Genomic DNA, 22813 nt, shown 5'->3' with positions numbered 1-22813 from the left:
CGTCACGTGCTGTCCCTTTACGACAGGCCGCCGCGAGGGGAAAGGGGCCAGCACTCAGCCGAGGCCCGAGTGAGGGCGAAAACGAAAAAGGGCCGGGAAAAACCCGGCCCTCCTCCGTCAGAACGGATGACTGATTATTCGCTACGGCCTTCGCCGCCATCAATCGACTTCAGCGCGTTCTGGAAGCCAAGCTCGTCCATGGGAACGGTCACATTTGTTGTGCCATTTGCCACACGGATGGCGAACTGGTCGACCACGGTGCCGAGGTTATGATCAACATCGGCCAGGGCCAGCTGATCACCTTCGGGTGTGTTGTACACCTCACCGATGATGCCGACGCGCTGCTCGTCCGAGGACCACACGGCCGTGCCCAGAAGCGGGCTGTCGGTGACGCGCATATCGTCGGTCATGTAGCTTTGCAGGTCAGACACTTTCATCAAACCCATTTCACGGTTGGTGCTTTCCACATCGACCGACCGGTCAGCCAGTTCGGCGGAACGCGGGGCATCAACATTCGTCGAACCCTGCACAGCAAAGTTGTCAGATGCATTTTCCGCCTGGACCTCTTGCGGTGTCTCGCCAACCCGCGGGCTGTCGGTGGACTGGGCCGCCAGCGGGGCAGCCATAAGAGCAATAAGCGACGCGCCAATAAATGCGTTGGATTTCTTAAACATTTCGTTCTCCTTTCGGCCGCTTCGATGCGGCGTTGCAGGACCAACGGGCGGGGTGAGAAACCGTTCCCAAAAACTTTCCGACGGCGATCACGACTTTGGCATCCGGAGGAATATGCTGCCCCGGCCGAAGGGCGATGGACAGGCGCCCGGACGCGCGTCTGTCACCGTCTGGGGCAGCGAACCGCGCGGGGCCGGTCCGGCCCGCGTCGCGCGGCGCATCTATGCGATTATATATAGGGAAGGGCGCCAGGGGAGGGTGGCCGACAGAAACGATAAACCTCCGCCGTCAAGAAAAAAGGCCGGACACAGGGTCCGGCCAAGTCCAACAGGGAGGTGATGATGATGAAGCCTTAAGCATCACCATCGTCGAAGGTCGACATAAGAGGCTGTTTCGAGTCGTTCAAGCCGCATTTTGACGCATTCACGGCAAGCCCGTTATGCACGGAGCGCAGGGCTTTACGAATCAACAACCTCATCGGGGCGTGATTCCCGCAACCGGCGGCGGTGCGTAATGATCTCTTCCTGCACAAAATCGCGGAAGGCGGCGATCCGTTTGGAATGGCGCAGCTCTTCCGGGAAGGCCAGGAAGATCGGTACTTCCTGCGACTCCGCCTCCGGCAGGACGCGTTCAAGCTGCGGGAAATCCTCGACCAGATAATCCGGCAGCACACCGATCCCCAGCCCGTTCAGAACCCCCTGAAGCACACCGAAGTAATTGTTTACGGTCAGCAGCGACGGGATGTCATAGCTCATCAGCTCTTTCACCATCTTCGCTCCGGCCGCGACCTGCGCTGTGCTGGGGTTCTGACAGATCAGCCGGTGATTGCTCATATCCTCGATGCGTTTCAACCGGCCAACCCGGTCCAGATAGTCCGGCGCCGCATACAGCCGCATGCGCAGCGACATCAGCCGCTTGCGGATCAGGTCGGCCTGGCTCGGCTCCTTCATCCGGATCGCCACATCGGCCTCCCGCATCGGCAGGTCGAGCACCCGCTCCTCCAGCATCAGGTCGATCTTCAGATCGGGGAATTTCTCGTAAAGTTTGGGCAGGCGCGGGGCCAGCCACAACGTGCCGAAGCCAATCGTCGTTGTCACCCGCAGCTCGCCAAAGACCTCTTCCTCGCTGTCCTTGATCCGCGCCGTCGCCGTATCCAGCCGCTTGGCCATGGCCCGCGTCGCGTCAAAGAGCAGCTCCCCCTGTTCGGTGAGAATCAGGCCTCGCGCATGACGGTGGAAAAGGGTCGTGTTCAGCGACTCCTCCAGCCCCCGGATTTGGCGCGATACCGCCGATTGCGACAGATGCAGCGCATCGCCGGCATGTGTCAGCGACCCCGCATCGGCCACCGCGTGAAATATTCTGAGTTTATCCCAGTCCATCATTGTAATCTTCCGCTCGCCCCAAACACCGTCTAAGCAATCAATCGTCACATAGCTGCTATGCGCTCAGAGGTTAAGTACTTTCCCCCTGTCTTCACAGATTGGTCATAGTGCTTGACCCTTTTCTGGGCTATCCTTTACGCAGGGAGACGCAGATGACCAAGCAAGAGATATCGCTCAGCGACCGCTTCGACCTCGAGAAAAGCCCAGTTCTGCTGAATGGCACCCAGGCGCTTGTCCGCCTCATGCTGATGCAGAAGGCGCGCGACCGCGCGGCCGGGCTGAATACCGCAGGATATGTAACAGGATACCGTGGATCGCCGCTCGGCGCCGTGGATATGCAGATGACCCGCGCCGCCAAGGTGCTGGCCCAGAACGACATAAAGTTCCAGGAAGGTCTGAACGAGGACCTCGCCGCCACCGCCCTCTGGGGCGCGCAGCAGGCGGAACTGCGGGGCGAGGGGCGCTATGACGGCGTCTTTGGTCTCTGGTACGGCAAGGGGCCCGGCGTCGACCGCTCCGGCGATGCGATGAAACATGCCAATATGGCGGGCACCTCGCCGCATGGCGGCGTGCTGATGGCCATGGGCGACGACCACACGGGCGAGTCCTCCACCGTCCTGCACCAGTCCGAATGGGCCCTCGTCGATGCCTATATGCCCATCGTCAGCCCTGCAGGCGTGCAGGAGATCATGGATTACGGCATCTACGGCTGGGCGCTCTCGCGCTTCTCCGGCCTTTGGGTGGGCCTCAAGACGATGAAGGACACAGTGGAGGCCACGTCGGTTGTCGATGGCCGCCCCGACCGGATGTCCCTCGTCCTGCCTACCGATTACGAGATGCCGCCGGGCGGCCTCAACATCCGCCTGGGCGACAGCCCGCCCGAACAGGAAGCGCGGATGATCGACCACAAGCGTTTCGCGGCCGAGGCCTTTGCCCGCGCTAATGGCATCGACAAACGCGTCTGGGGCAAACCCGGCGCCAAGATTGGCTTTGTCGCGGCGGGTAAGAACTGGCTCGACCTCGTGCATGCCATGGCGCTGCTGGGCATCGACGAAAACGAAGCCGAACGCCTGGGTCTGACCACCTACAAGGTGGCGCAGGTCTGGCCGCTCGACATGCAGACGTTCCACGACTGGGCCGAAGGGCTCGACCTGATCGTCGTGGTCGAGGAAAAGCGCAAGCTGATCGAGGTGCAGGTCAAGGAGGCGATCTTTGACGACCGCCACGGCCGCCGCGTCTGGGGCTGGCACATGGGCGGCGGCGCGGGCTCCATGCACGGGGCAGAGCTTTTCCAGACCAAGCAGGCGCTCGACCCGATCATGATCGCGCAGAAACTCGGCGCCATCCTGCAGGGCGAAGGCCGCGACACCGACCGTATCAAGGCCGGCCTCGCCGCGCTCGATGAGGTCAAGCGCAACGACAATGCGCCGGAGATCGCCGCGCGACTGCCCTATTTCTGCTCCGGCTGCCCGCACAACACCTCCACCAAGGTGCCCGAAGGCTCCCGCGCCTATGCGGGCATTGGCTGTCATTACATGGTGCAGTGGATGGACCGCGCCACCTCCGGCTTCACCCATATGGGCGCCGAAGGGGCCAACTGGATCGGGGAGGCGCCGTTTTCGAACACCACCCATGTCTTCCAGAACCTCGGCGACGGCACCTATAACCATTCGGGCATCCAGGCCATCCGCGCGGCCCTCGCCGCCAAGACCAACATCACCTACAAGATCCTCTTCAACGACGCCGTCGCCATGACCGGCGGCCAGCGGAACGAGGGCGGGCTGACCGCCGACAAGATCGCACGCGAACTTCTGGCCATGGGCGTCAGCAGGCTCGACGTGGTCTTCGACGAAAAGGAAGAACCCCGGCGGGAGGATTTCCCCAAAGACATCGGCTGGCACGAACGCGCCGAGATGGACACGGTCCAGAAGGCCATGACCAAGGTCGAGGGCGTCTCCGCCATCCTCTACATCCAGACCTGCGCCGCCGAAAAACGCCGTCGCCGCAAGCGCGGCAGCTTCCCCGATCCGGACAAGCGCGTCTTTATCAACCCCGAGGTCTGCGAAGGCTGCGGCGACTGTGGCGTGCAGTCCAACTGCGTCTCCATCGTCCCGAAAGAGACGGAGCTTGGCCGCAAACGCCAGATCGACCAGTCCTCCTGCAATAAGGACTTCTCCTGCCTCAAGGGCTTCTGCCCCTCCTTCGTCACGCTCGAAGGCGCGCAGGTAAAGAAAAACGAAGGGCAGGGGATCGACCTGCCGCATCTGCCGGAGCCCGCATTGCCCGCCATCGACGGCACCCATAATGTCGTCATCACCGGCGTCGGCGGCACCGGGGTCGTCACCATCGGCGCCGTCATGGCCCAGGCCGCCCAGATCGAGGGCAAGGGCGCCGGCATGATGGAAATGGCCGGCCTCGCCCAGAAGGGCGGCGCGGTTCATATCCACGTCCGTCTGGCCGAAAATCCCGGCGATATCAGCGCCATCCGCGTCGCCACCGGAGAGGCGCACGCCCTCATCGGCGGCGATCTGGTGGTCAGCGCAGGCGCCAAGACCCTCGGCCTGACCCAGCACGGTCAGACCGGCGCGGTGGTAAACTCCCACCAGATCATCACCGGCGATTTCACCCGCGACACCGAATTCCAGCTGCCCTTCGACCAGCTGGAACTGCAGCTGCAGGCCCGGCTTGGCGAGCGTGTCGCGCTTTTCGATGCCTCCGAACTGGCCCGGGTCACGCTGGGCGACTCGATCTTCTCCAACATGATGGTCATGGGCGCGGCCTGGCAGCAGGGGCTGATCCCGCTCTCCCGCGACAGCATCGTGGCGGCCATCCGCCTCAATGGCGCCGCCCCCGACAAGAATATCGAGGCCTTCGATATCGGCCGCTGGGCCGTCCTCCACCCAGAGGAGGCCGCGCGCCGCCTGACCTCCTCCGTCATCGCCAAGCCACTGAGCCTGAAGGAAAAGATCGACCATCGCGCCGATCGCCTGATCGACTATCAAGGCAAGCGGCTGGCCAGACGCTACCGCAAACTGCTTGACACCATCCCGGATGAGGAGCTCAAGCTGGCTACCGCCAAAGGCTATCACAAGCTGCTGGCCTACAAGGACGAATACGAAACCGCCCGCCTGCTCCTCTCGACGCAGGACAAGGCAAAGGCGGAATTCGACGGCGATTTCCGGATGACCTACCACCTCGCCCCGCCGATCTTCGGCGGCGGCAAGGACGCGCAGGGCCGCCCCAAGAAACGCGCCTTCGGCCCCTGGATGCGGAAACCCCTCACACTCCTCGCCCGGTTCAAATTCCTCCGCGGCACCCCCTTCGACCCCTTCGGCCGCACCGCCGAACGCCGCATGGAACGCGCTCTGATCCGCCAGTACGAAAAAGACATGACCGAGATCATCGCCGCCGTGAAACCGGAGACGAAGGACATCGCCCTGGCTATCGCCGAACTGCCCCTGAAAATCCGCGGCTTTGGCCCGGTCAAACAGGTTAACGAGGCGAAAGCGGCCAAGGAACGCGAAACTCTGCTCGCCAGCTTCCGCGCCGGCGGTGGCATGAAACAGGCGGCAGAGTAGCGCCCTGCATATGCTGGCCGCCTCTGGCGCGCGTCAGGCAGCGAGGGGCCAGCCCCTCGCGCTCCCCAGGATATTTCAGGACCAGAGAAAGAGAGGGCGCGCGACCTTCCTCTTCTCTGGTCCTGAAATATCCTGGGGGAGACGGCCGCAGGCCGGCGGGGGCAAAGCCCCCTGCGCGGCGTGTCAGGCGTAGCTGCGGCTCCGGACTGGAACCGCGTCTCATCAGGCGCTATCTTACCCTGAACCGCCGGGGTTCGATCAATGACACCACATCACACGCATGAAAAACCCAGCAATCGTCAGATCGCGCGCGATATCTCCTATGCCCATTCCGCCGCGACCAAGGGCGGGCGGGCGCTGATCCGCGCGATGGAGAACCTGACGGGGCGCCCCGGTCTGATCAAACGCGCCGATGGCTATGACCGGGAGATCGCCTCGGGCCGCGATTTCTGGTCCGTTATGGTCGAGCGCTACCGGCTGCAGCTCAAGGTCACCGGCGGCGCGCTCGACAATATCCCCGAAACCGGGCCGCTGATCCTGATCTCCAACCACCCCTACGGCATTCTCGACGGGCTGATGATGGGCCATGTGCTGCAGCAGCGTCGCGGCGATTTCCGCATCCTCGCCCACCGGGTCTTCCGCAAGGCCGAGGATATCAACCGGATCATCCTGCCCATCTCCTTTGACGAGACGAAGGAGGCCGTGCAGCAGAACCTGGAGACCCGGAAGGAGGCGCTGCGCTACCTTGCGGACGGCGGCGCCATCGGCGTTTTCCCTGGCGGCACCGTCTCCACCGCGCTCAAACCCTTTTCCCAGCCGATGGATCCGGGCTGGCGCGGCTTCACCGCCCGGATGATCCTGAAATCCGACGCGGTTGTGGTGCCGATGTTTTTCGCCGGCCACACCTCGCGGCTGTTCCAGCTGGCCTCTCATCTGCATTCCACCCTGCGCATGGGGCTGCTGATCAAGGAATTCCGCTCCCGTATCGGCACGCCCGTAGAGGTCGTCATTGGTGAGCCCATCAGCCGGGAGGAGCTGGCCGCCCGTGGCAAGGACACCCGCGCGCTGATGGACTTCCTGCGCAAACGCACCTATGAGCTGTCACCGGAGCCGCTCAAATCCTTTGAATACGGTTTCGAATTCGAGGAAAAGCACCGGACGGGCGAGATGCCCCGCAAGGTCTACTGAGGCAACGGGACGGAACGGATGGCGGTTGGCATCTTCGATAGCGGCCTTGGCGGGCTGACCATCCTCGACGCGGTCGAGAAACGGCTGCCCGAAGTACCCTTCATCTATTACGGCGATAATGCCCATGCTCCTTACGGTGTAAGGGATGCCGATGATATCTACGACCTGACCACCACCGCCGTCGCCCGCATGTTCGACGCGGGCTGTGATCTGGTGGTTCTGGCCTGCAATACGGCAGCCGCCGCCGCGCTCCGGCGCATGCAGGAAAGCTGGATCCCGCCGAACAAGCGCGTGCTCGGCGTCTTTGTCCCGCTGATCGAGGCGCTGACCGAACGTCAGTGGGGCGACAATTCGCCGCCGCGTCAGGTGGCCGTGAACAACGTGGCGCTCTTTGCCACCCCCGCCACCGTCGCCTCCCGCGCCTTCCAGCGCGAACTGGCCTTCCGCGCCATCGGCGTGGATGTGGAGGCGCAGGCCTGTGGCGGCGTGGTCGATGCGATCGAAGAGGGCGACATGATCCTGGCGGAGGCGCTCGTGCGCTCCCATGTCGATGCGCTGAAACGCAAGATGCCCCGGCCCGATGCCGCGATCCTCGGCTGCACCCATTACCCGCTGATGGAAGAGACCTTTCGCGACGCGCTTGGCCCTGATGTCACGGTCTATTCGCAGGCCGCGCTGGTGGCCGACAGCCTGGCCGATTACCTCTCCCGCCGGCCCGAATTCCTCGGGCAGGGGACGGAGCCCATGTTCCTGACCACCGGCGATCCGGCCAAGGTCTCCGCCCGCGCGACCCAGTTTCTGCGACGAAAGATCACCTTCACCGCTGCTTGAGTAGCGTTTCGCCGAAACTTCCCCTATCTAGGCGTCACAGACGCCGACCCTTTACGAGGGCCCTCACATGACCAAGAAAATCGCCATTATCGGTGCCTCCGGCTATACCGGTGCCGAACTCATCCGGCTGATCTCCACCCATCCGGGCATGGAGATCGCGGCGCTGGCCGCCAATTCCAAGGCCGGTCAGAAGATGTCGGACGTCTTCCCCTTCCTGCGCCACCTCGATCTGCCCGATCTGGTGACCTGGGGTGCGATCGACTTCTCCCGGATCGACCTCTGCTTCTGCGCCCTTCCGCACAAGACCAGCCAGGAGGTCATCCGCGAGCTGCCCAAGGACCTGAAGATCGTTGATCTTTCAGCCGATTTCCGGCTGCGCGATCCCGAGGCCTACAAGACATGGTACGGCAATGACCATGCCGCGCTCGACCAGCAGGCAGAGGCGGTTTACGGCCTGACCGAATTCTACCGCTCTCAGATCGCCGCCGCCCGGCTGGTCGCCGGCACCGGCTGCAATGCCGCCACCGGCCAGTTCACCCTGCGGCCGCTGATCGCCGATGGCGTGATTGATCTGGACGAGATCATCCTCGACATGAAATGCGCGGTCTCCGGGGCAGGGCGCTCGCTCAAGGAAAACCTCCTGCATGCGGAGCTTTCCGAAGGCTATAACGCCTATTCCGTCGGCGGCACCCACCGGCATCTGGGCGAATTCGATCAGGAATTTTCCGCCATCGCCGGCCGGCCCGTGCAGATCCAGTTCACCCCGCATCTGTTGCCGGTGAACCGCGGCATCCTCTGCACCGGCTATGTGAAGGGGGAGGCCGACAAGGTCCTGACCTCCTTGGAAAAAGCCTATGCGGATGAACCCTTTATCGAGGTCCTGCCAATGGGCGTGACCCCTTCCACCCATGATGTGCGCGGCTCCAACTTCGTGCATATCGGCGTGAAGGGCGACCGCATCCCGGGCCGGACCATCGTGGTGACCGTGCTCGACAACCTCTGCAAGGGCTCCTCAGGTCAGGCGATCCAGAACGCCAACCTCATGCTGGGCCTGCCCGAAACCCAGGGGCTGATGCTGGCCCCGCTTTTCCCGTGAGGTCACCATGCGCGGGCTGAAGAAGAAACGCCGCATCCAGATCATCGTACTGGCCTTTGTGGCCCTCGCCGTGGCGACGGGCCTTATCGGCTATGCCATGCAGGACGGCATCAACTTCTTCCGCTCCCCCACCCAGGTCGCCGAAGCCCCGCCGGGCCCGGAGGAGGTCTTCCGCATCGGCGGCCTCGTCACCGAAGGCTCTCTGGTGCGCGGGCAGGGGGAGGTGATCTCCTTCTCCGTCACCGACGGCAATGCCACGATCCCCGTCACCTATACCGGCCTCCTCCCCGATCTCTTTGCGGAAAAGCAGGGCATGATCGGCACCGGCCGCTTCGTCAACGGCACCTTCGAGGCGCATGAGATCCTCGCAAAGCATGACGAGAGCTACATGCCGAAAGAGGTCGTCGACGCGCTGAAAGAGCAGGGCGTCTGGGAAGAGGGCAAGACGGACTAAGCTGTCTCTCCCGGGCTCTCCCCGGCCGTCGCTCAGCGCCGTCCTCCATAGCGCAGCATTCTCCCGGCGCCTGCTGCCAATTGCACGGCTGCCCGCCTCGCACAGCTGCCCGCCGCACAGCTGCCCACCGAACACTTGCCCGCCTCTCACATGCGTGCCGGGCACTTGCCTGCCTCCACCTCAATCGCTTCACGACGACGGCTCGTCTACATCGGCCCGCCAAAGTGCCGCATCCGCTTAGCCTCAGCGTCCCGCTTCCGCTCAGCCCTTCCGATCTTCCGACGCAGGCCTCTTTCTTACCGCGACCGCTGTTCCGTCGCCTCCGCTTGGCTGCGGCAATTCCTCCGCCATGAGCGCTCATTCGGCCCCGTCTCGTGCCCAGTTGCTTGTCCTGCGGAAAATCCGCCACCTGTCCCCCTGAACCCAACGCCGCCGCAACACCCACCGCGCGCACCGGTAACACCCTATTAAGCGCGCCAAAGCATCCTCTTCGCATAGACCCATAAAATCGACCCGGAGAGGCCCGATGCAGCAGACAGTCCGCGAGATGGCGCAGGCCATCACCGCCCGCGAGGGCGGCTATGTGAATGACCCCGACGATCCCGGCGGCGCCACCAACCACGGTGTCACCCTTGCCACGCTCCGCCAGCTTGGCCGGGATCTCACCGGGGACGGCCGCATCACCGCCGAGGATGTCAAAGCCCTCTCCGCTCAGGATGCCACGGAGATCTTTCTCGACCGTTACTTTCGCGCCCCCGGTATCGAAAAACTTCCCCCCGTCCTGTGGGAGACGGTCTTCGACATGCAGGTCAATGCCGGCAATAACGCGGTCAAGATCCTCCAGCGCCTGCTGACCCGGATGGGCCAGCCCTGCAGCGTCGACGGCGCCATAGGTCCCCAGACAATCGCGGCCGCCCATGCCGCTGCCCGATCCGCGCCCGACCATATCGCCGATGCCTATGGCATTGCCCGCCGCAACTACTATTTCGCCCTGGCCGATGCCCGCCCGGCCTCGCGCAAATTCGCCCGCACCCGCGCCGGCGGAAAGGGCGGCTGGATCACCCGCGCCGAAACCTTCATCGCCCCGAAATACCACCTGACCGAGGCGCAGTTCCGCGAAAGGACCGCCGCATGGGCCTGATCACCTCCGCCCTCACGCTCCTCTTCGGCGGCGGTCGCAACGCGATCCGCGACACCGCCCATATCTTCCGCGAAAACGCCGAGGCCGCGGCCATCCGCGACCTCTCCCGCACCGCCTCCGCGCTCACGCAATACAGCGCCGAATTCCGCGACGACCGCAGCGCCTTCGACCGGATCATGGACGGGGTGAACCGTCTGCCGCGCCCGCTTCTGGCGCTTGGCACGCTGGGCCTCTTCGCCTCGGCCATGATCGACCCGCTCTGGTTCGCCGACCGCATGACGGGCCTTGCGCTGGTGCCAGAGGCGCTCTGGTGGCTCATGGGCGCCATCGTCTCCTTCTATTTCGGCGCCAGGCACCAGGTGAAAGGCCAGCAATTTCAACGCGATCTCGCGCGGACACTGTCGCTGACACCGCCCGACCTCCTCCCTGACCCGCCCCGCCTCACCGCGGAAGAGCCCAACGCCGCCCTGCGCGACTGGGACCCTGCCCACGACCGTTAACCCTCCCCCCGGTCTTTTTCTTGCCAGAAATATCCTGGGGGAGTCGCGTCAGCGACGGGGGCAAAGCCCCCTCCCGTCCCCGGACGCCCCATCCCCCCGCGACAAAGTGAACCGCCCGACAGCGACCAAAGAATTGGCCGCCGCAGACAAGACGGATATAACCCTCCCATGTTTACCGAATTCGGCCACTTCGCTCTGATCCTCGCCTTCGCGGTTGCGCTTGTGCAGACCGTGATCCCGCTGATCGGCGCGCATAAGAAATGGCCCGGCTGGATGGCCGTGGCCGAACCCGCGGCCAATGCGCAGTTCCTGCTGCTGGGCTTTGCCTTTGCGGCCCTGACCCATGCCTTCGTCACCTCGGATTTCTCGCTGCGCCTTGTGACGCAGAACAGCCATTCCCTGAAGCCGCTGCTCTATAAGGTCACCGGTGTCTGGGGCAATCACGAGGGCTCCATGCTGCTCTGGTGCCTGATCGTGGCGCTCTTCGGCGCCTCCGCCGCCTGGTTCGGACAGGCGCTGCCCGATACGCTGCGCGCCCGGGTTCTGGCGGTGCAGGGGGCCATCGGCGCGGCCTTCCTGGCCTTCCTGATCTTCACCTCCAACCCCTTCCTGCGCCTCGCCCAGCCGCCGCTCGATGGCGGAGACCTCAATCCCCTCCTGCAAGACCCCGGGCTCGCCTTCCATCCGCCCTTCCTCTACCTGGGCTACGTGGGTCTCTCCATGGCCTTCTCCTTTGCCGTCGCCGCCCTGATCGAAGGCCGCGTCGACGCCGCCTGGGGCCGCTGGGTCCGCCCCTGGACGCTGGCCGCCTGGGTCTTTCTGACCATCGGCATCGCGCTCGGCTCCTGGTGGGCCTATTACGAGCTCGGCTGGGGCGGGTTCTGGTTCTGGGACCCGGTCGAAAACGCCTCCTTCATGCCCTGGCTGATCGCGGCGGCGCTGCTGCATTCCGCCATCGTGGTCGAAAAGCGTGAAAGCCTGAAAAGCTGGACCGTCCTGCTGGCCATCACCGCCTTCGGCTTCTCGCTGATCGGTGCCTTCATCACTCGGTCCGGCATCATCACCTCCGTCCATGCCTTCGCCACCGACCCGGAGCGGGGCGTCTTCCTGCTGGCCATCACGGCACTCTTCATGGGCGGCGCGCTGACCCTCTTTGCCGCGCGGTCAGAGGTGCTCTCCTCCAAAGGGGTCTTCTCCCTCACCAGCCGGGAATCCGCGTTGGTTCTCAACAACATCCTGCTCGCCGTCGCGGCCTTTGTCGTCTTTATCGGCACCGTCTGGCCGCTGATCGCGGAGATGGCTTTTGACCGCAAACTCTCCGTTGGCGCGCCCTTCTTCAACTCCGCCTTCACGCCCTTTTTCGTGGCCCTCGCCGTGATCCTGCCGGTGGGCGCGCTGCTGCCGTGGAAACGCGGCAAGCTGGGCCGCGCCGCGCGCCAGACGCTGCCCGCTCTGATCTTCGCGCTGGCCGTGCTGGCGCTGGTCTTCGCCTTCCAGACCGGTCGGTCTGCCCTGGCGCCTGTCGGTCTGATGCTGGGCGCCTGGCTGGTCGCCGGCGCTGCCATCGACCTCTGGTCCCGCACCGGGCGCAGCGGCATCGCGCGCCTCCTCCGCCTCCAGCGATCCGACTATGGCCGCGCGCTGGCCCATGGCGGGCTTGGCATCGCCATGATCGGCATCGCCGCCATGCTGGGCTGGCAGAGCGAGGATATCCGCGTGATGAAGGAAGGCGAGAGCCTGACCCTCTCCGGTTACACCGTTACGCTGGACAGCGTCGAACGGGTTCAGGGCCCCAACTTCATCTCCACCACCGGCACCGTACACCTGTCGAAAAACGGTCGGGACATCAGCCTGTTGCACCCTGAGAAACGCTTCTACCCCGTGGCCCGCATGCCCACGACGGAGGCCGCGATCGACAATGGCATCCTGCGCGATGTCTATGTCGTGATCGGCGATCCGCAGGATGGCGGCGGCTGGGCCTTCCGGACCTATGTCAAACCGCTGGCCAACTGGATCTGGGGCGGTGCGATCCTGATGGCGCTTGGCGGCGCGCTCAGCCTTTCGGACCGGCGCTACCGCGTCGCCGCCGCCGCCCGCAAGACCGCACCGCAGGGGGTGCCCGCGGAATGAGACGGTTCATTCTGGTGCTTGCGCTGATCCTGACGCCACTGACCGCCCTCGCGGTCCAGCCCGATGAGATCCTCGACGATCCGGCGCTGGAGGCGCGGGCGCGCGACCTTTCCAAGGGCCTGCGCTGCCTCGTCTGCCGCAACGAGAATATCGACGACAGCAATGCAGAGCTCGCCCGCGACCTGCGCCTGCTGGTCCGCGAACGGCTGACCGCGGGCGATACCGATGAAGAGGCGATTGACTTCATCACCGACCGTTACGGCGAATATGTGCTGCTGAACCCGCGCACCGGCGGGTCGAACCTCGTGCTCTGGCTCGCCGGGCCCGCCATGCTGATCCTTGGCCTTGGCATCGGCGCGGTCTTTGTCCGCCGCCGCACAAGGGGCACCGAAACCACGCTCTCCGACGACGAAGAGCGCAGGCTCAGCGAAATTCTCGACCGCTGACGCCCGGTTTCGCTTGCGTCTCTGAACCGTTCGGTTTGGATAGGGCCGACAGACGGGAGGCCCCAATGACCTATCAGACCATCACGCTGGATATCGCCGACGATATCGCGACCATCACCCTCAACCGGCCCGACAAGTACAACGCGCTCAACAGCCAGATGCGCGCCGAGCTGACCGATGCCGTGCGCAAGGGCGGGGCAGAGGCACGCGTGGTTGTGCTGACCGGCGCAGGCAAGGCCTTCTGTTCAGGTCAGGATCTCTCCGACAGCGGCGATGTGGCCAACCCGGATCTGGAGCGCACCCTGCGCGACGAATACCAGCCGCTGGTCCGCGCCATCGTCGAATGCCCGGTGCCGGTCATTGCCGCCGTCAATGGCGCGGCCGCCGGGGCGGGCGCCAATATCGCGCTCTCCTGCGACGTGGTGATTGCCGCCGAAAGCGCTTATTTCCTGCAGGCGTTCAGCCGGATCGGCCTGATCCCCGATGCCGGCGGCACCTACTGGCTGCCCCGCTCCGTCGGCACGCCCAAGGCCATGGGCGCGGCCCTCTTCGCCGAGAAGATCTCGGCCCGCGACGCCGATGCCTGGGGCATGATCTGGGAGGCCGTGGCCGATGACGCGTTTGAGGCGCAGTGGAAAGCCCGCGCCGACTACCTCGCCAAGGGCCCGACGCTGGCCTTCGCCCGGATCAAGGAGTCGATCCGCGACGCCTCCGGCAACGACCTCGACAGCCAGCTTGATCTCGAAGGCAAATATCAGGGCGCCATGGGCAAATCCCGCGATTTCCGCGAAGGCGTTCTTGCCTTCCTCGAAAAGCGTCCGGCCCGGTTCGAAGGCCGCTGATCCCCTTCTCTGGGATAAAAATATCCTGGGGGTGAGGCCGGAGGCCGAGGGGGCAAAGCCCCCTTGCGCCAATAGGCCTCACTGCGATCCCGGGGTCGTTTTCCGGGCCAGCCAGACCGTCGCGCCGCCGCAGTCCGGGTCCTCTACCTGATGCGCCAGCACCTCGAAACCATGCGCGGTCAGTTGATCAGAATACTCCGCGCGATCCAGACTGCCGTGATAGAGCCGTTCTCCCTCAAATTCGCCATAGGCCTCACCTCGTTTTGTGCCGCTGGTGAACATTACAACCCCGCCCGGACCGGTCAGCGCGGCAAAGCGCGCGATCATCCGTGGTTGATCCTCGGGAGGCAGATGAAAGAAACTGTGCCAGCCCAGCAGCCCGTCATAGCCCGAACCGCCTGACCAGTCGCGCATATCGCCGACATGCCAGTCCTGATCCGGAAAGGTCTGCTGCGCCCGTGCGACCATGGCGGGGGCCACGTCCACGCCGGTGATCCGGCAGCCCTGTTCGATCAGATATCCGGCCATCGGGCGGCCGTCGGCGCAGCCAAGATCCAGAACATGCCTTCTGTCAGGCAGGGCTGCAAGGAACCGGTCGAGCCATGGCCGCTCCATCAGGTCCTGTCGCCGCCTGCGTGGCCATGCCGCGGCATGGGTATGGTAAATATGACGGATACGGTCGGCGGGACGCATTTCAGGCACCTGTCAAAGGATGGTGACGGAACCGGTTTGCCCCGCAAGCCTAATGATACAATAGAAAAGCCGCCGGCCCAGGAGACCGGCGGCTTTTATCATTTCAGGCGGAACGATCAGCGGTTCTCGACATCCACATAGTCGCGTTCCGTCGCGCCGGTATAAAGCTGACGCGGGCGGCCGATCTTCAGCGCCGGATCCTCGACCATTTCCTTCCACTGCGAAATCCAGCCCACCGTCCGCGACAGGGCGAAGATCGGTGTGAACATGGAGGTCGGGAAGCCCATGGCCTCAAGAATGATGCCGGAATAGAAGTCGACATTCGGGAAGAGCTTCTTCTCCGCGAAATAGGGGTCGGCCAGCGCCTGCTGTTCCAGCTCCTTCGCGGTGGCGAGGATCGGGTTGTTCTCCACCCCCAGCAGATCGAGCACCTCATCGGCGGACTGCTTCATCACCGTCGCGCGGGGGTCGAAGTTCTTGTAGACCCGGTGGCCAAAGCCCATCAGACGGAACGGATCGCTCTTGTCCTTGGCGCGGGCGATATATTCCGGGATCCGGTCAGGCGTGCCGATTTCCTTGAGCATTTCCAGGCAGGCCTGGTTGGCGCCGCCATGCGCCGGACCCCAGAGGCAGGCGATGCCCGCTGCGATACAGGCGAAGGGGTTCGCACCGGAGGAGGAGGCCAGGCGCACCGTCGAGGTGGAGGCGTTCTGCTCGTGATCGGCATGCAGGGTAAAGATCCGGTCCATCGCGCGGGAAAGGATCGGGTTCACCTGGTATTCCTCCGCCGGGACGGAGAAGCACATGCGCAGGAAGTTCGACGCATAATCCAGCGAATTCAGCGGATACACGAAGGGCTGACCAATCGAATACTTATAGGCCATGGCCGCAATCGTCGGCATCTTGGCAATCAGCCGGATCGAGGCCACCTCGCGATGCCAGGGGTCCGAGATATCGGTGCTGTCGTGATAGAAGGCCGACATGGCACCGACCACACCCACCATGACCGCCATCGGATGCGCGTCACGACGGAAGCCGGTAAAGAAGCGATGCATCTGTTCATGCACCATGGTGTGCTGGGTCACCCGCTTCTCGAAATCCTCAAGCTGCGCGGCGGAAGGCAGTTCGCCGTAGAGCAGGAGGTAGCAGACCTCCAGATAATGCGATTTCCCGGCCAGCTGGTCGATCGGATAGCCACGGTGCAGAAGCACGCCGGCCTCCCCGTCGATATAGGTGATCGAGCTGTCGCAGGAGGCCGTCGAGGTGAAGCCCGGATCGTAGGTGAACACATCCGCCTGTCCGTAGAGCTTGCGAATGTCCAGCACGTCGGGGCCGGCGCTCGGCGACATGACGGGCAGCTCATAGGTCTTCCCGTCAAGCGTCAGCGTTGCCGTTTTGTTCGTATCTGACATAACTTCCCTTCCTCTATTCGCGCAGGTGCATGGTCCTGCGCCCTTTAAACAGGGGCAAGTTGCCGGCAGGTTACCCGGCGGCGACTTTCCCCGCATCTTCCAGACGGAGGATCGTCTCCTCCCGTCCCAGAACCGTCATCATGTCGAAAACGCTTGGAGTGGCGGCGCGGCCTGCAAGAGCGGCACGCAGCGGACCGGCCAATTGTCCGAACTTGAACCCCCGATCTTCGGCGAAACTGTTCAAGAGGACCTCCAAGTTCTGCCGGGACCAATTAACACTTTGCAGGTGCGGCGTCAAATCCGTCAAGAGCGCCCGAGCGTCATCCGTCAGGTTCTTGGCGGCTTTATCTTCGATCTCCAGCGGCCGATCTGACAGGCAGAAATGTGCCTTTTCAAGCAGTTCAGGGAAATTCTTTGCGCGTTCCTTCAGCACCGGAAGGGCTTGGTTAACCATGTCAAGTTTCAGGCCCGAAAGCTCCGGCTGGCCTGTGGCGACCAGAAATCCCTGCAACTCCTGCAGCAGTGCAGCATCCTGAGCCGCCGCAATGTGCTGACCGCAGATATTGTCCAGCTTCTTGAAATCGAGCCGCGCCGGGGATTTGCCGATCCCCGTCAGATCAAACCATTCCATCGCCTGCGAGTCGGTGAAAAACTCGTCATCCCCATGGCTCCAGCCCAGCCGGGCGAGGTAGTTGCGCATCCCCGCCGCCGGATAGCCCATGTCGCGGTACTCCTCGACCCCGAGCGCCCCATGCCGTTTCGACAGTTTCTTGCCGTCCGGCCCGTGGATCAGGGGAATATGGGCATAGACCGGCACGGGCCAGCCCATCGCCTCGATGATCGCCATCTGGCGCGCGGCGTTGTTGAGGTGGTCATCGCCCCGGATCACATGGGTCACGCCCATGTCATGATCATCCACCACCACGGCAAGCATATAGACCGGCGTCCCGTCGGAGCGCAGCAGCACAAGGTCATCGAGCTGGTCATTGCGGATGGTCACATCGCCCTGCACCTCGTCCCGGATGACGGTGGCGCCGTCGCGCGGGGCCTTCAGCCTTACAACGTAAGGCGCATCGGGATGCGTCTCCGGATCGGCATCCCGCCACGGGCTCTGGTAAAGGGTCGAGCGGCCCTCGGCGCGGGCAGCCTCGCGGAACGCCTCTATCTCTTCCTGGGTGGCGAAACACTTGTAGGCTTTACCATTGTTTAACAGCTCCAGCGCCACATCACGATGCCTGTCAGCCTGTTCAAACTGGCTTACCGCATCGCCATCGTAATCAAGTCCAAGCCACTGAATTCCGTTAAGAATTGCCTGAGTCGCCTCCGGGGTGGAGCGGGCGCGATCCGTGTCTTCGATCCGCAGCAGGAACTTCCCGCCGCGCCCGCGCGCATAGAGCCAGTTGAACAGCGCCGTCCGCGCCCCCCCGATATGCAGGAACCCGGTGGGAGACGGGGCAAATCGGGTCACGACCTGAGCGTTGGCGGAACGATTCTGCACGGGGAATAACCTTTCTTTAACCGGATGGAGCGAGGCTGAGCGCTGTCTATCTGCCAGAACGGAGGGTGACAAGAGTTGCAGGACATCGCCTTGATGCGGGCCGGATTGCGGGCGCCGCCGACCCGCCTTGTGCTGTCCCAGCGGGGCCATCTGTTTCCCTGGGCGCCGGTCTGCCTGTCGCTGGGCATCGCCCTGTTCTTCGCGATGCCCTCGGAACCATGGCCGGTGCATCTCTGGCTGGCCGCGCTGGCCGGTCTGGTTCTGGCTGGCATCGCCCTCAGAATGGGGGAGACCGTGGCGCCGCTTGCCACCGCCCTGTCGCTGGTCTGTGCCGGCTTTTTTCTGGCCGGTGTACGGGCCCATAACATCGCGGCCCCGGTTCTGGACTGGCGCTACTACGGCCCGGTGGAGGGGCGCGTCAGAACGATTGATCGGTCTGGGTCGGACGCACTGCGCCTGACACTGGATCAGGTCAGGCTTGCCGACGTGCCGCCGGACCGGACACCGGCCCGGGTGCGCATTTCCCTGCACGGCGCCTGGCCCATACCGCCGCCCGAACCGGGCGCAAGGATCGCGACAACAGCCCATCTGACGCCGCCATCCGGGCCGGTCGAACCGGGCGGTTTTGACTTTCAGCGCCACGCCTGGTTCGCCGGGCTGGGGGCCGTGGGCTATACGCGCAATCCTGTACTTACGCTGTATGCCCCATCGGGGAGGGAGGTCGGCATATCCCGCGCGCGGCACGCGCTGTCAGAGCGGATCCGTGACCACCTGGCAGGGGATGCCGGGGCCTTTGCCGTAGCAGTGTTGACCGGCGACCGTTCCGGGCTGAGCCTGACCGTGAAACAGCGCCTGAGGGAAAGCAATCTGGCGCATCTGCTTGCCATATCCGGCCTGCATATGGGTCTGGTGGCCGGTTTTGTTTTTGCCGCCGTCAGGCTGGTTGGCGCCGCCATCCCCGCGGCTGGCCTGCGCTGGCCCGTCAGGTCCATTGCGGCGATTGCGGCTTTGCTGGCCGGAGCGGGGTATCTTCTGCTCTCGGGCGGATCGGTTGCAACCGAACGTGCCTATATCATGACGGCCGTGGCCCTGGGCGCGGTTCTGGCCGGGCGCCGGGCCATGTCGCTGCGCGCCCTGGCGGTGGCCGGGCTTTGTGTGCTCTTAATCAGGCCGGAATCGCTGCTATCCCCCGGGTTCCAGATGTCATTTGCCGCGACCACGGCGCTTGTGGCCGTCTTTGCCTGGCAGCGGGGCCGAAGTCCGCGCTGGCCAAGGCCGCTGCGTGCGGCGCTGACACTTGTCATATCCTCCGGGGTGGCAGGGCTGGTAACGGCGCCCGTGGGCGCCGCGCATTTCAATATGATCGCAGAGTACGGGCTGGCCGCAAATCTCCTGGCGGTGCCGTTGATGGGGCTGATCATCATGCCGGCGGGCGTGATCGCCCTGTGTCTCATGCCCCTGCATCTGGAGGCCATCCCGCTGGCCGTGATGGGCCTGGGGCTGGAATGGGTCCTGTTTGTCGCAACAACTGTCTCCGACCTGCCCGGATCAACGGCCCTGATCAAGGCGCCAGGACCGGCCGTTCTGCCTCTCTACGCACTTGGCGGCCTCTGGCTGATTCTATGGCAGGGGTGGCTTCGGGTGGCGGGCATCCCGGTGGTCCTGCTGGCGGGTCTGTTCTGGCATCAGGCGCCCAGACCCGAGGTTCTGATAAGCGACCGCGGCGATCTCGTCGGTATCGTCACGCAGAGCGGCCGTGCCCTCAGCCGGGACCGGGGCGCCGGCTTTACGGCGCGGGTCTGGGCCGAAAACGATGGCTCTGCACTGACACAGCAAGAGGCGGCACAAATATGGTCCGACCTGCCAGGCAGGATCCGGCATGTCACAGGCCGATCCGCCGTATCCGCCGCCACCTGCACGTCAGATGAAATACTGGTTCTGACACATGCGCCGCCGGCAGGGCTTCCCTGCCGCAGCTACCATCCGCAATCCCTACAGAAAACCGGCGCCGTGGCGCTGTCTTTTGGCCCGGACGGCGTGTCGGAACGACAGGCCCGCGCCGTATCCGGGCGCAGGCTATGGAACTACCCCGACATCCGGCGCCGCCCGGGCTGGCAGCTCTCGCCCGACGGGATACCGACGGGCCGAACCGGCGGTCAGTAGGTTCGGATCAGCCCGACAAGGCGGCCCTGCACCTTGACCCGATGATCCGCCAGAACCCTAGTTTCATAGGCCGGATTGGCCGCGACAAGTTCGATCTGGCCGGCGCGGCGGAAAAATCGTTTCAGCGTCGCCTCTTCGCCATCAACCAATGCGACCACGATGTCACCATTATTGGCGGTTGCGGTATCGCGGATCACAACAACATCGCCATCATTGATACCGGCATCGATCATGGAATCGCCCCTGACCTCGAGCGCGTAATGCTCCCCCTGTCCGGACAGCATCGCGCCGGGAACCGCGACATGATGCGACACCTGATTGATCGCTTCGATCGGAACGCCCGCGGCAATCCGGCCCATGACAGGAAGTTCCAGCGCATGCACGGCCTCAACCGGCTGCAAACGGCCAACATCGCTGTGCTCCCGACGCCCGGCACCGCCTTCGATCACCTGCGGCTGGAAGCCACCGCCGTCACCGCCGAGACTATCCGGCAGTTTCACGATTTCGATCGCCCGGGCGCGATGCGCCAGACGGCGGATAAAGCCGCGTTCCTCAAGCGCTGTAATCAGACGGTGGATGCCTGATTTGGACCGCAGGTCCAGCGCCTCTTTCATTTCATCGAATGACGGAGGAACGCCATCGCGCTGTACCCGTTTGTGAATGAATTCAAGCAGGTCGAGTTGTTTTTTGGTTAGCACGGGGCTGCTCCCTCACGTGGACTGTCGGTGTTTGTTCTACACGTGTTCACGTTTTGTGTCAACGCCGTCGCGCGCGCGACGCATAGACACAAGCCCCTCGCGTCCAAAAGCGGACCGCGGGGCGCCTGTCATAGGGCCCGTGCAGGGGGATGGCTCCGCCACAAATAGGAGGCTGTAGCGGCGCGGCGCCTGGCGGCAACCGCGCCCGCGCTTGTCAGGCCGATTTCGACATGCGCTTGCGCTCATGCGGATCGAGGTAGCGCTTGCGCAGCCGGATCGCATTGGGCGTAACCTCGACCAGCTCGTCATCGTTGATATAGGCGATCGCCTCTTCCAGCGAGAGCGTCACGGGCGTGGTCAGGCGCACCGCCTCGTCAGTGCCGGAAGCGCGGACGTTGGTCAGTTTCTTGCCCTTGAGCGGGTTCACTTCCAGATCATTCTCACGGCTATGCTCGCCGATGATCATGCCGGTATAGACCGGAGCCTGGGCGCCCAGGAACATCTTGCCGCGATCTTCGAGGTTCCACAGCGCATAGGCGACGGTTTCGCCATTTTCCATGGAGATCAGCACCCCGGCGCGGCGGCCCTCGATCGCGCCCTTATAGGCGGTCCAGCCGTGGAAGACGCGGTTCAGAACGCCCGTTCCGCGCGTATCGGTCAGGAATTCGCCGTGATAGCCGATGAGACCGCGCGACGGCACATGGGCCACGATGCGGGTTTTGCCGGCACCGGCGGGCTTCATCTCGACCAGGTCGCCCTTGCGGGGGCCGGTGATCTTTTCGATGACCGCGCCGGTATATTCGTCATCCACGTCGATGGTGACTTCTTCCACCGGCTCCTCGCGGCCCGACTCGCCGTCGCGCATGATCACCTGCGGGCGGGAGATCGACAGTTCGAACCCTTCGCGGCGCATGTTCTCAATCAGAACGCCCATCTGAAGTTCGCCACGGCCGGAAACCTCGAAAGCCTCGCCACCGGGGGTGTCCTTGATCTTGATGGCGACGTTGGATTCCGCCTCTTTCATCAGGCGTTCGCGGATCACGCGGGACTGCACCTTCTTCCCGTCACGCCCTGCCAGCGGGCTGTCGTTGATGCCGAAGGTCACGGTAATGGTTGGCGGATCAATGGGTTGCGCTTCCAGCGGCTCGTCCACGGCCAGGGCGCAGATCGTGTCGGCCACGGTCGCCTTGGTCATCCCGGCGAGGGAGACGATATCGCCTGCCACACCTTCTTCGATATCCTGGGTGGCGAGGCCGCGGAAGGCGCGGACCTTGGTCACGCGGAACTGTTCGATCTTCTGCCCAATGCGGGAGATGGCCTGAACCGTCGCACCAACCTTGACCTTGCCGGTCTCGATCCGGCCGGTGAGGATGCGGCCCACGAAAGGGTCGGAGCCCAGCGTCGTCGCCAGCATCCGGAAATCATCATCCTGTTTCTTCTGCTGCTTGGGCGCGGGCACATGGTCCACGATCAGGCGGAAGAGCGCGTCGAGGTTCTTGCGCGGCCCGTCAAGCTCGGCATCGGCCCAGCCGGAACGGCCGGAGGCGTACATATGCGGGAAATCGAGCTGGTCATCATCGGCGCCGAGATTGGCGAAAAGGTCGAAACATTCGTCCAGCGCCCGGTCAGGCTCCGCATCCGGCTTGTCGACCTTGTTGAGCACAACGATGGGACGCAGGCCAAGCGCCAGTGCCTTGGAGGTCACGAATTTGGTCTGTGGCATCGGGCCTTCGGCGGCATCGACCAGCAGGACCACGCCATCGACCATCGACAGAATCCGCTCAACTTCGCCACCGAAATCGGCGTGGCCGGGCGTGTCGACGATATTGATCCGCGTGCCTTTCCATTCGACGGAGGTCGCCTTGGCCAGGATGGTAATCCCGCGTTCGCGTTCCAGGTCATTCGAATCCATGGCGCGTTCGGTGGTCGCCTGGTTCTCCCGATAGGTGCCGGACTGCTTGAGCAGTTCGTCCACGAGGGTCGTCTTGCCGTGGTCGACGTGGGCGATGATGGCGATGTTGCGCAGGTCCATGGGGCGTCCTTTGGTGGCTTCGCGCCCGCCTATACTGCATCCGCAGAAAATGCCAGT

At 64.0% G+C, this 22813-nt stretch carries 18 protein-coding genes; 11 read left to right on the top strand and 7 right to left on the bottom strand.

Translation table 11 applies throughout. The annotated features are described in order from the left end of the window. Nucleotides 1-134: 134 nt before the first annotated feature. Together ACRARG_RS01990 and ACRARG_RS01985 are read right to left on the bottom strand one after the other, a co-directional pair. Nucleotides 135-674 (bottom strand): hypothetical protein, encoded by a 540-nt coding sequence (locus ACRARG_RS01990; RefSeq protein WP_432688299.1) that lies wholly within the window; start codon nucleotides 672-674, stop codon nucleotides 135-137. Nucleotides 675-1130: 456 nt separating this feature from the next. Further along, complete coding sequence (locus ACRARG_RS01985) at nucleotides 1131-2051, bottom strand: LysR family transcriptional regulator (protein WP_432691302.1); 921 nt, start codon at nucleotides 2049-2051, stop codon at nucleotides 1131-1133. Nucleotides 2052-2206: 155 nt separating this feature from the next. Here ACRARG_RS01985 and ACRARG_RS01980 point away from each other — a divergent pair, with 155 nt between their 5' ends. The 10 genes from ACRARG_RS01980 (at nucleotide 2207) to ACRARG_RS01935 (ending at nucleotide 14260) form a co-directional block, all read left to right on the top strand. Continuing rightward, on the top strand, nucleotides 2207-5632 hold the full coding sequence (locus ACRARG_RS01980) for an indolepyruvate ferredoxin oxidoreductase family protein (RefSeq protein ID WP_432688298.1): 3426 nt from the start codon (nucleotides 2207-2209) through the stop codon (nucleotides 5630-5632). A 261-nt stretch (nucleotides 5633-5893) separates the two neighbouring features. After that, nucleotides 5894-6820, top strand: coding sequence for a lysophospholipid acyltransferase family protein (locus ACRARG_RS01975; RefSeq protein WP_432688297.1), 927 nt, complete (start codon nucleotides 5894-5896; stop codon nucleotides 6818-6820). Nucleotides 6821-6838: 18 nt separating this feature from the next. After that, nucleotides 6839-7651: a glutamate racemase gene (locus tag ACRARG_RS01970; RefSeq protein WP_432688296.1), complete on the top strand. Its 813-nt coding sequence runs from the start codon at nucleotides 6839-6841 to the stop codon at nucleotides 7649-7651. Nucleotides 7652-7718: 67 nt separating this feature from the next. Continuing rightward, the gene (gene argC / locus ACRARG_RS01965; RefSeq protein ID WP_432688295.1) at nucleotides 7719-8747 is read left to right on the top strand and encodes an N-acetyl-gamma-glutamyl-phosphate reductase; all 1029 of its coding nucleotides are present in this window, start codon (nucleotides 7719-7721) and stop codon (nucleotides 8745-8747) included. 7 nt (nucleotides 8748-8754) lie between these two features. Next, nucleotides 8755-9201, top strand: coding sequence for a cytochrome c maturation protein CcmE (ccmE, locus tag ACRARG_RS01960; RefSeq protein WP_432688294.1), 447 nt, complete (start codon nucleotides 8755-8757; stop codon nucleotides 9199-9201). A gap of 526 nt (nucleotides 9202-9727) precedes the next feature. Then, on the top strand, nucleotides 9728-10342 hold the full coding sequence (locus ACRARG_RS01955; protein WP_432688293.1) for a holin-associated N-acetylmuramidase: 615 nt from the start codon (nucleotides 9728-9730) through the stop codon (nucleotides 10340-10342). Further along, the gene (locus ACRARG_RS01950) at nucleotides 10333-10842 is read left to right on the top strand and encodes a holin family protein (protein WP_432688292.1); all 510 of its coding nucleotides are present in this window, start codon (nucleotides 10333-10335) and stop codon (nucleotides 10840-10842) included. The genes ACRARG_RS01955 and ACRARG_RS01950 overlap by 10 nt, the downstream gene beginning before the upstream one ends. A 168-nt stretch (nucleotides 10843-11010) precedes the next feature. Continuing rightward, nucleotides 11011-12972, top strand: coding sequence for a heme lyase CcmF/NrfE family subunit (locus ACRARG_RS01945; RefSeq protein WP_432688291.1), 1962 nt, complete (start codon nucleotides 11011-11013; stop codon nucleotides 12970-12972). Further along, nucleotides 12969-13418: a cytochrome c-type biogenesis protein gene (locus ACRARG_RS01940; protein ID WP_432688290.1), complete on the top strand. Its 450-nt coding sequence runs from the start codon at nucleotides 12969-12971 to the stop codon at nucleotides 13416-13418. Before ACRARG_RS01945 ends, ACRARG_RS01940 begins: the two co-directional genes overlap by 4 nt. 65 nt (nucleotides 13419-13483) lie before the next feature. Continuing rightward, nucleotides 13484-14260 carry an enoyl-CoA hydratase-related protein gene (locus tag ACRARG_RS01935; protein WP_432688289.1) on the top strand — a complete coding sequence of 259 codons (777 nt, stop codon included), beginning with the start codon at nucleotides 13484-13486 and terminating at the stop codon, nucleotides 14258-14260. A 78-nt stretch (nucleotides 14261-14338) separates the two neighbouring features. On the opposite strand, the gene ACRARG_RS01930 is transcribed toward ACRARG_RS01935, so the two are convergent. The 3 genes from ACRARG_RS01930 to gltX all read right to left on the bottom strand — a co-directional run bounded on the left by ACRARG_RS01930 (nucleotide 14339) and on the right by gltX (nucleotide 17863). Then, nucleotides 14339-14953, bottom strand: a complete 615-nt coding sequence (locus ACRARG_RS01930) for a class I SAM-dependent DNA methyltransferase (RefSeq protein WP_432688288.1) — start codon at nucleotides 14951-14953, stop codon at nucleotides 14339-14341. Between the two features lie 116 nt (nucleotides 14954-15069). Further along, nucleotides 15070-16365 (bottom strand): citrate synthase, encoded by a 1296-nt coding sequence (gltA, locus tag ACRARG_RS01925; RefSeq protein ID WP_432688287.1) that lies wholly within the window; start codon nucleotides 16363-16365, stop codon nucleotides 15070-15072. 70 nt (nucleotides 16366-16435) lie between these two features. Continuing rightward, nucleotides 16436-17863, bottom strand: coding sequence for a glutamate--tRNA ligase (gene gltX / locus ACRARG_RS01920; RefSeq protein WP_432688286.1), 1428 nt, complete (start codon nucleotides 17861-17863; stop codon nucleotides 16436-16438). A gap of 75 nt (nucleotides 17864-17938) precedes the next feature. Between gltX and ACRARG_RS01915 the strand changes: the two genes are divergently transcribed. Continuing rightward, nucleotides 17939-20026 (top strand): ComEC/Rec2 family competence protein, encoded by a 2088-nt coding sequence (locus ACRARG_RS01915; RefSeq protein WP_432688285.1) that lies wholly within the window; start codon nucleotides 17939-17941, stop codon nucleotides 20024-20026. On the opposite strand, the gene lexA is transcribed toward ACRARG_RS01915, so the two are convergent. Both lexA and typA read right to left on the bottom strand, forming a co-directional pair. Further along, nucleotides 20020-20724 (bottom strand): transcriptional repressor LexA, encoded by a 705-nt coding sequence (gene lexA / locus ACRARG_RS01910; protein ID WP_432688284.1) that lies wholly within the window; start codon nucleotides 20722-20724, stop codon nucleotides 20020-20022. The genes ACRARG_RS01915 and lexA overlap by 7 nt on opposite strands. 214 nt (nucleotides 20725-20938) lie before the next feature. Further along, nucleotides 20939-22756 carry a translational GTPase TypA gene (typA, locus tag ACRARG_RS01905; protein ID WP_432688283.1) on the bottom strand — a complete coding sequence of 606 codons (1818 nt, stop codon included), beginning with the start codon at nucleotides 22754-22756 and terminating at the stop codon, nucleotides 20939-20941. Nucleotides 22757-22813: the final 57 nt, after the last annotated feature.

Source organism: Pseudooceanicola profundi, from assembly GCF_050897955.1.
Classification (GTDB): domain Bacteria; phylum Pseudomonadota; class Alphaproteobacteria; order Rhodobacterales; family Rhodobacteraceae; genus Pseudooceanicola.
This window is presented reverse-complemented; position numbering and strand designations above follow the sequence as displayed.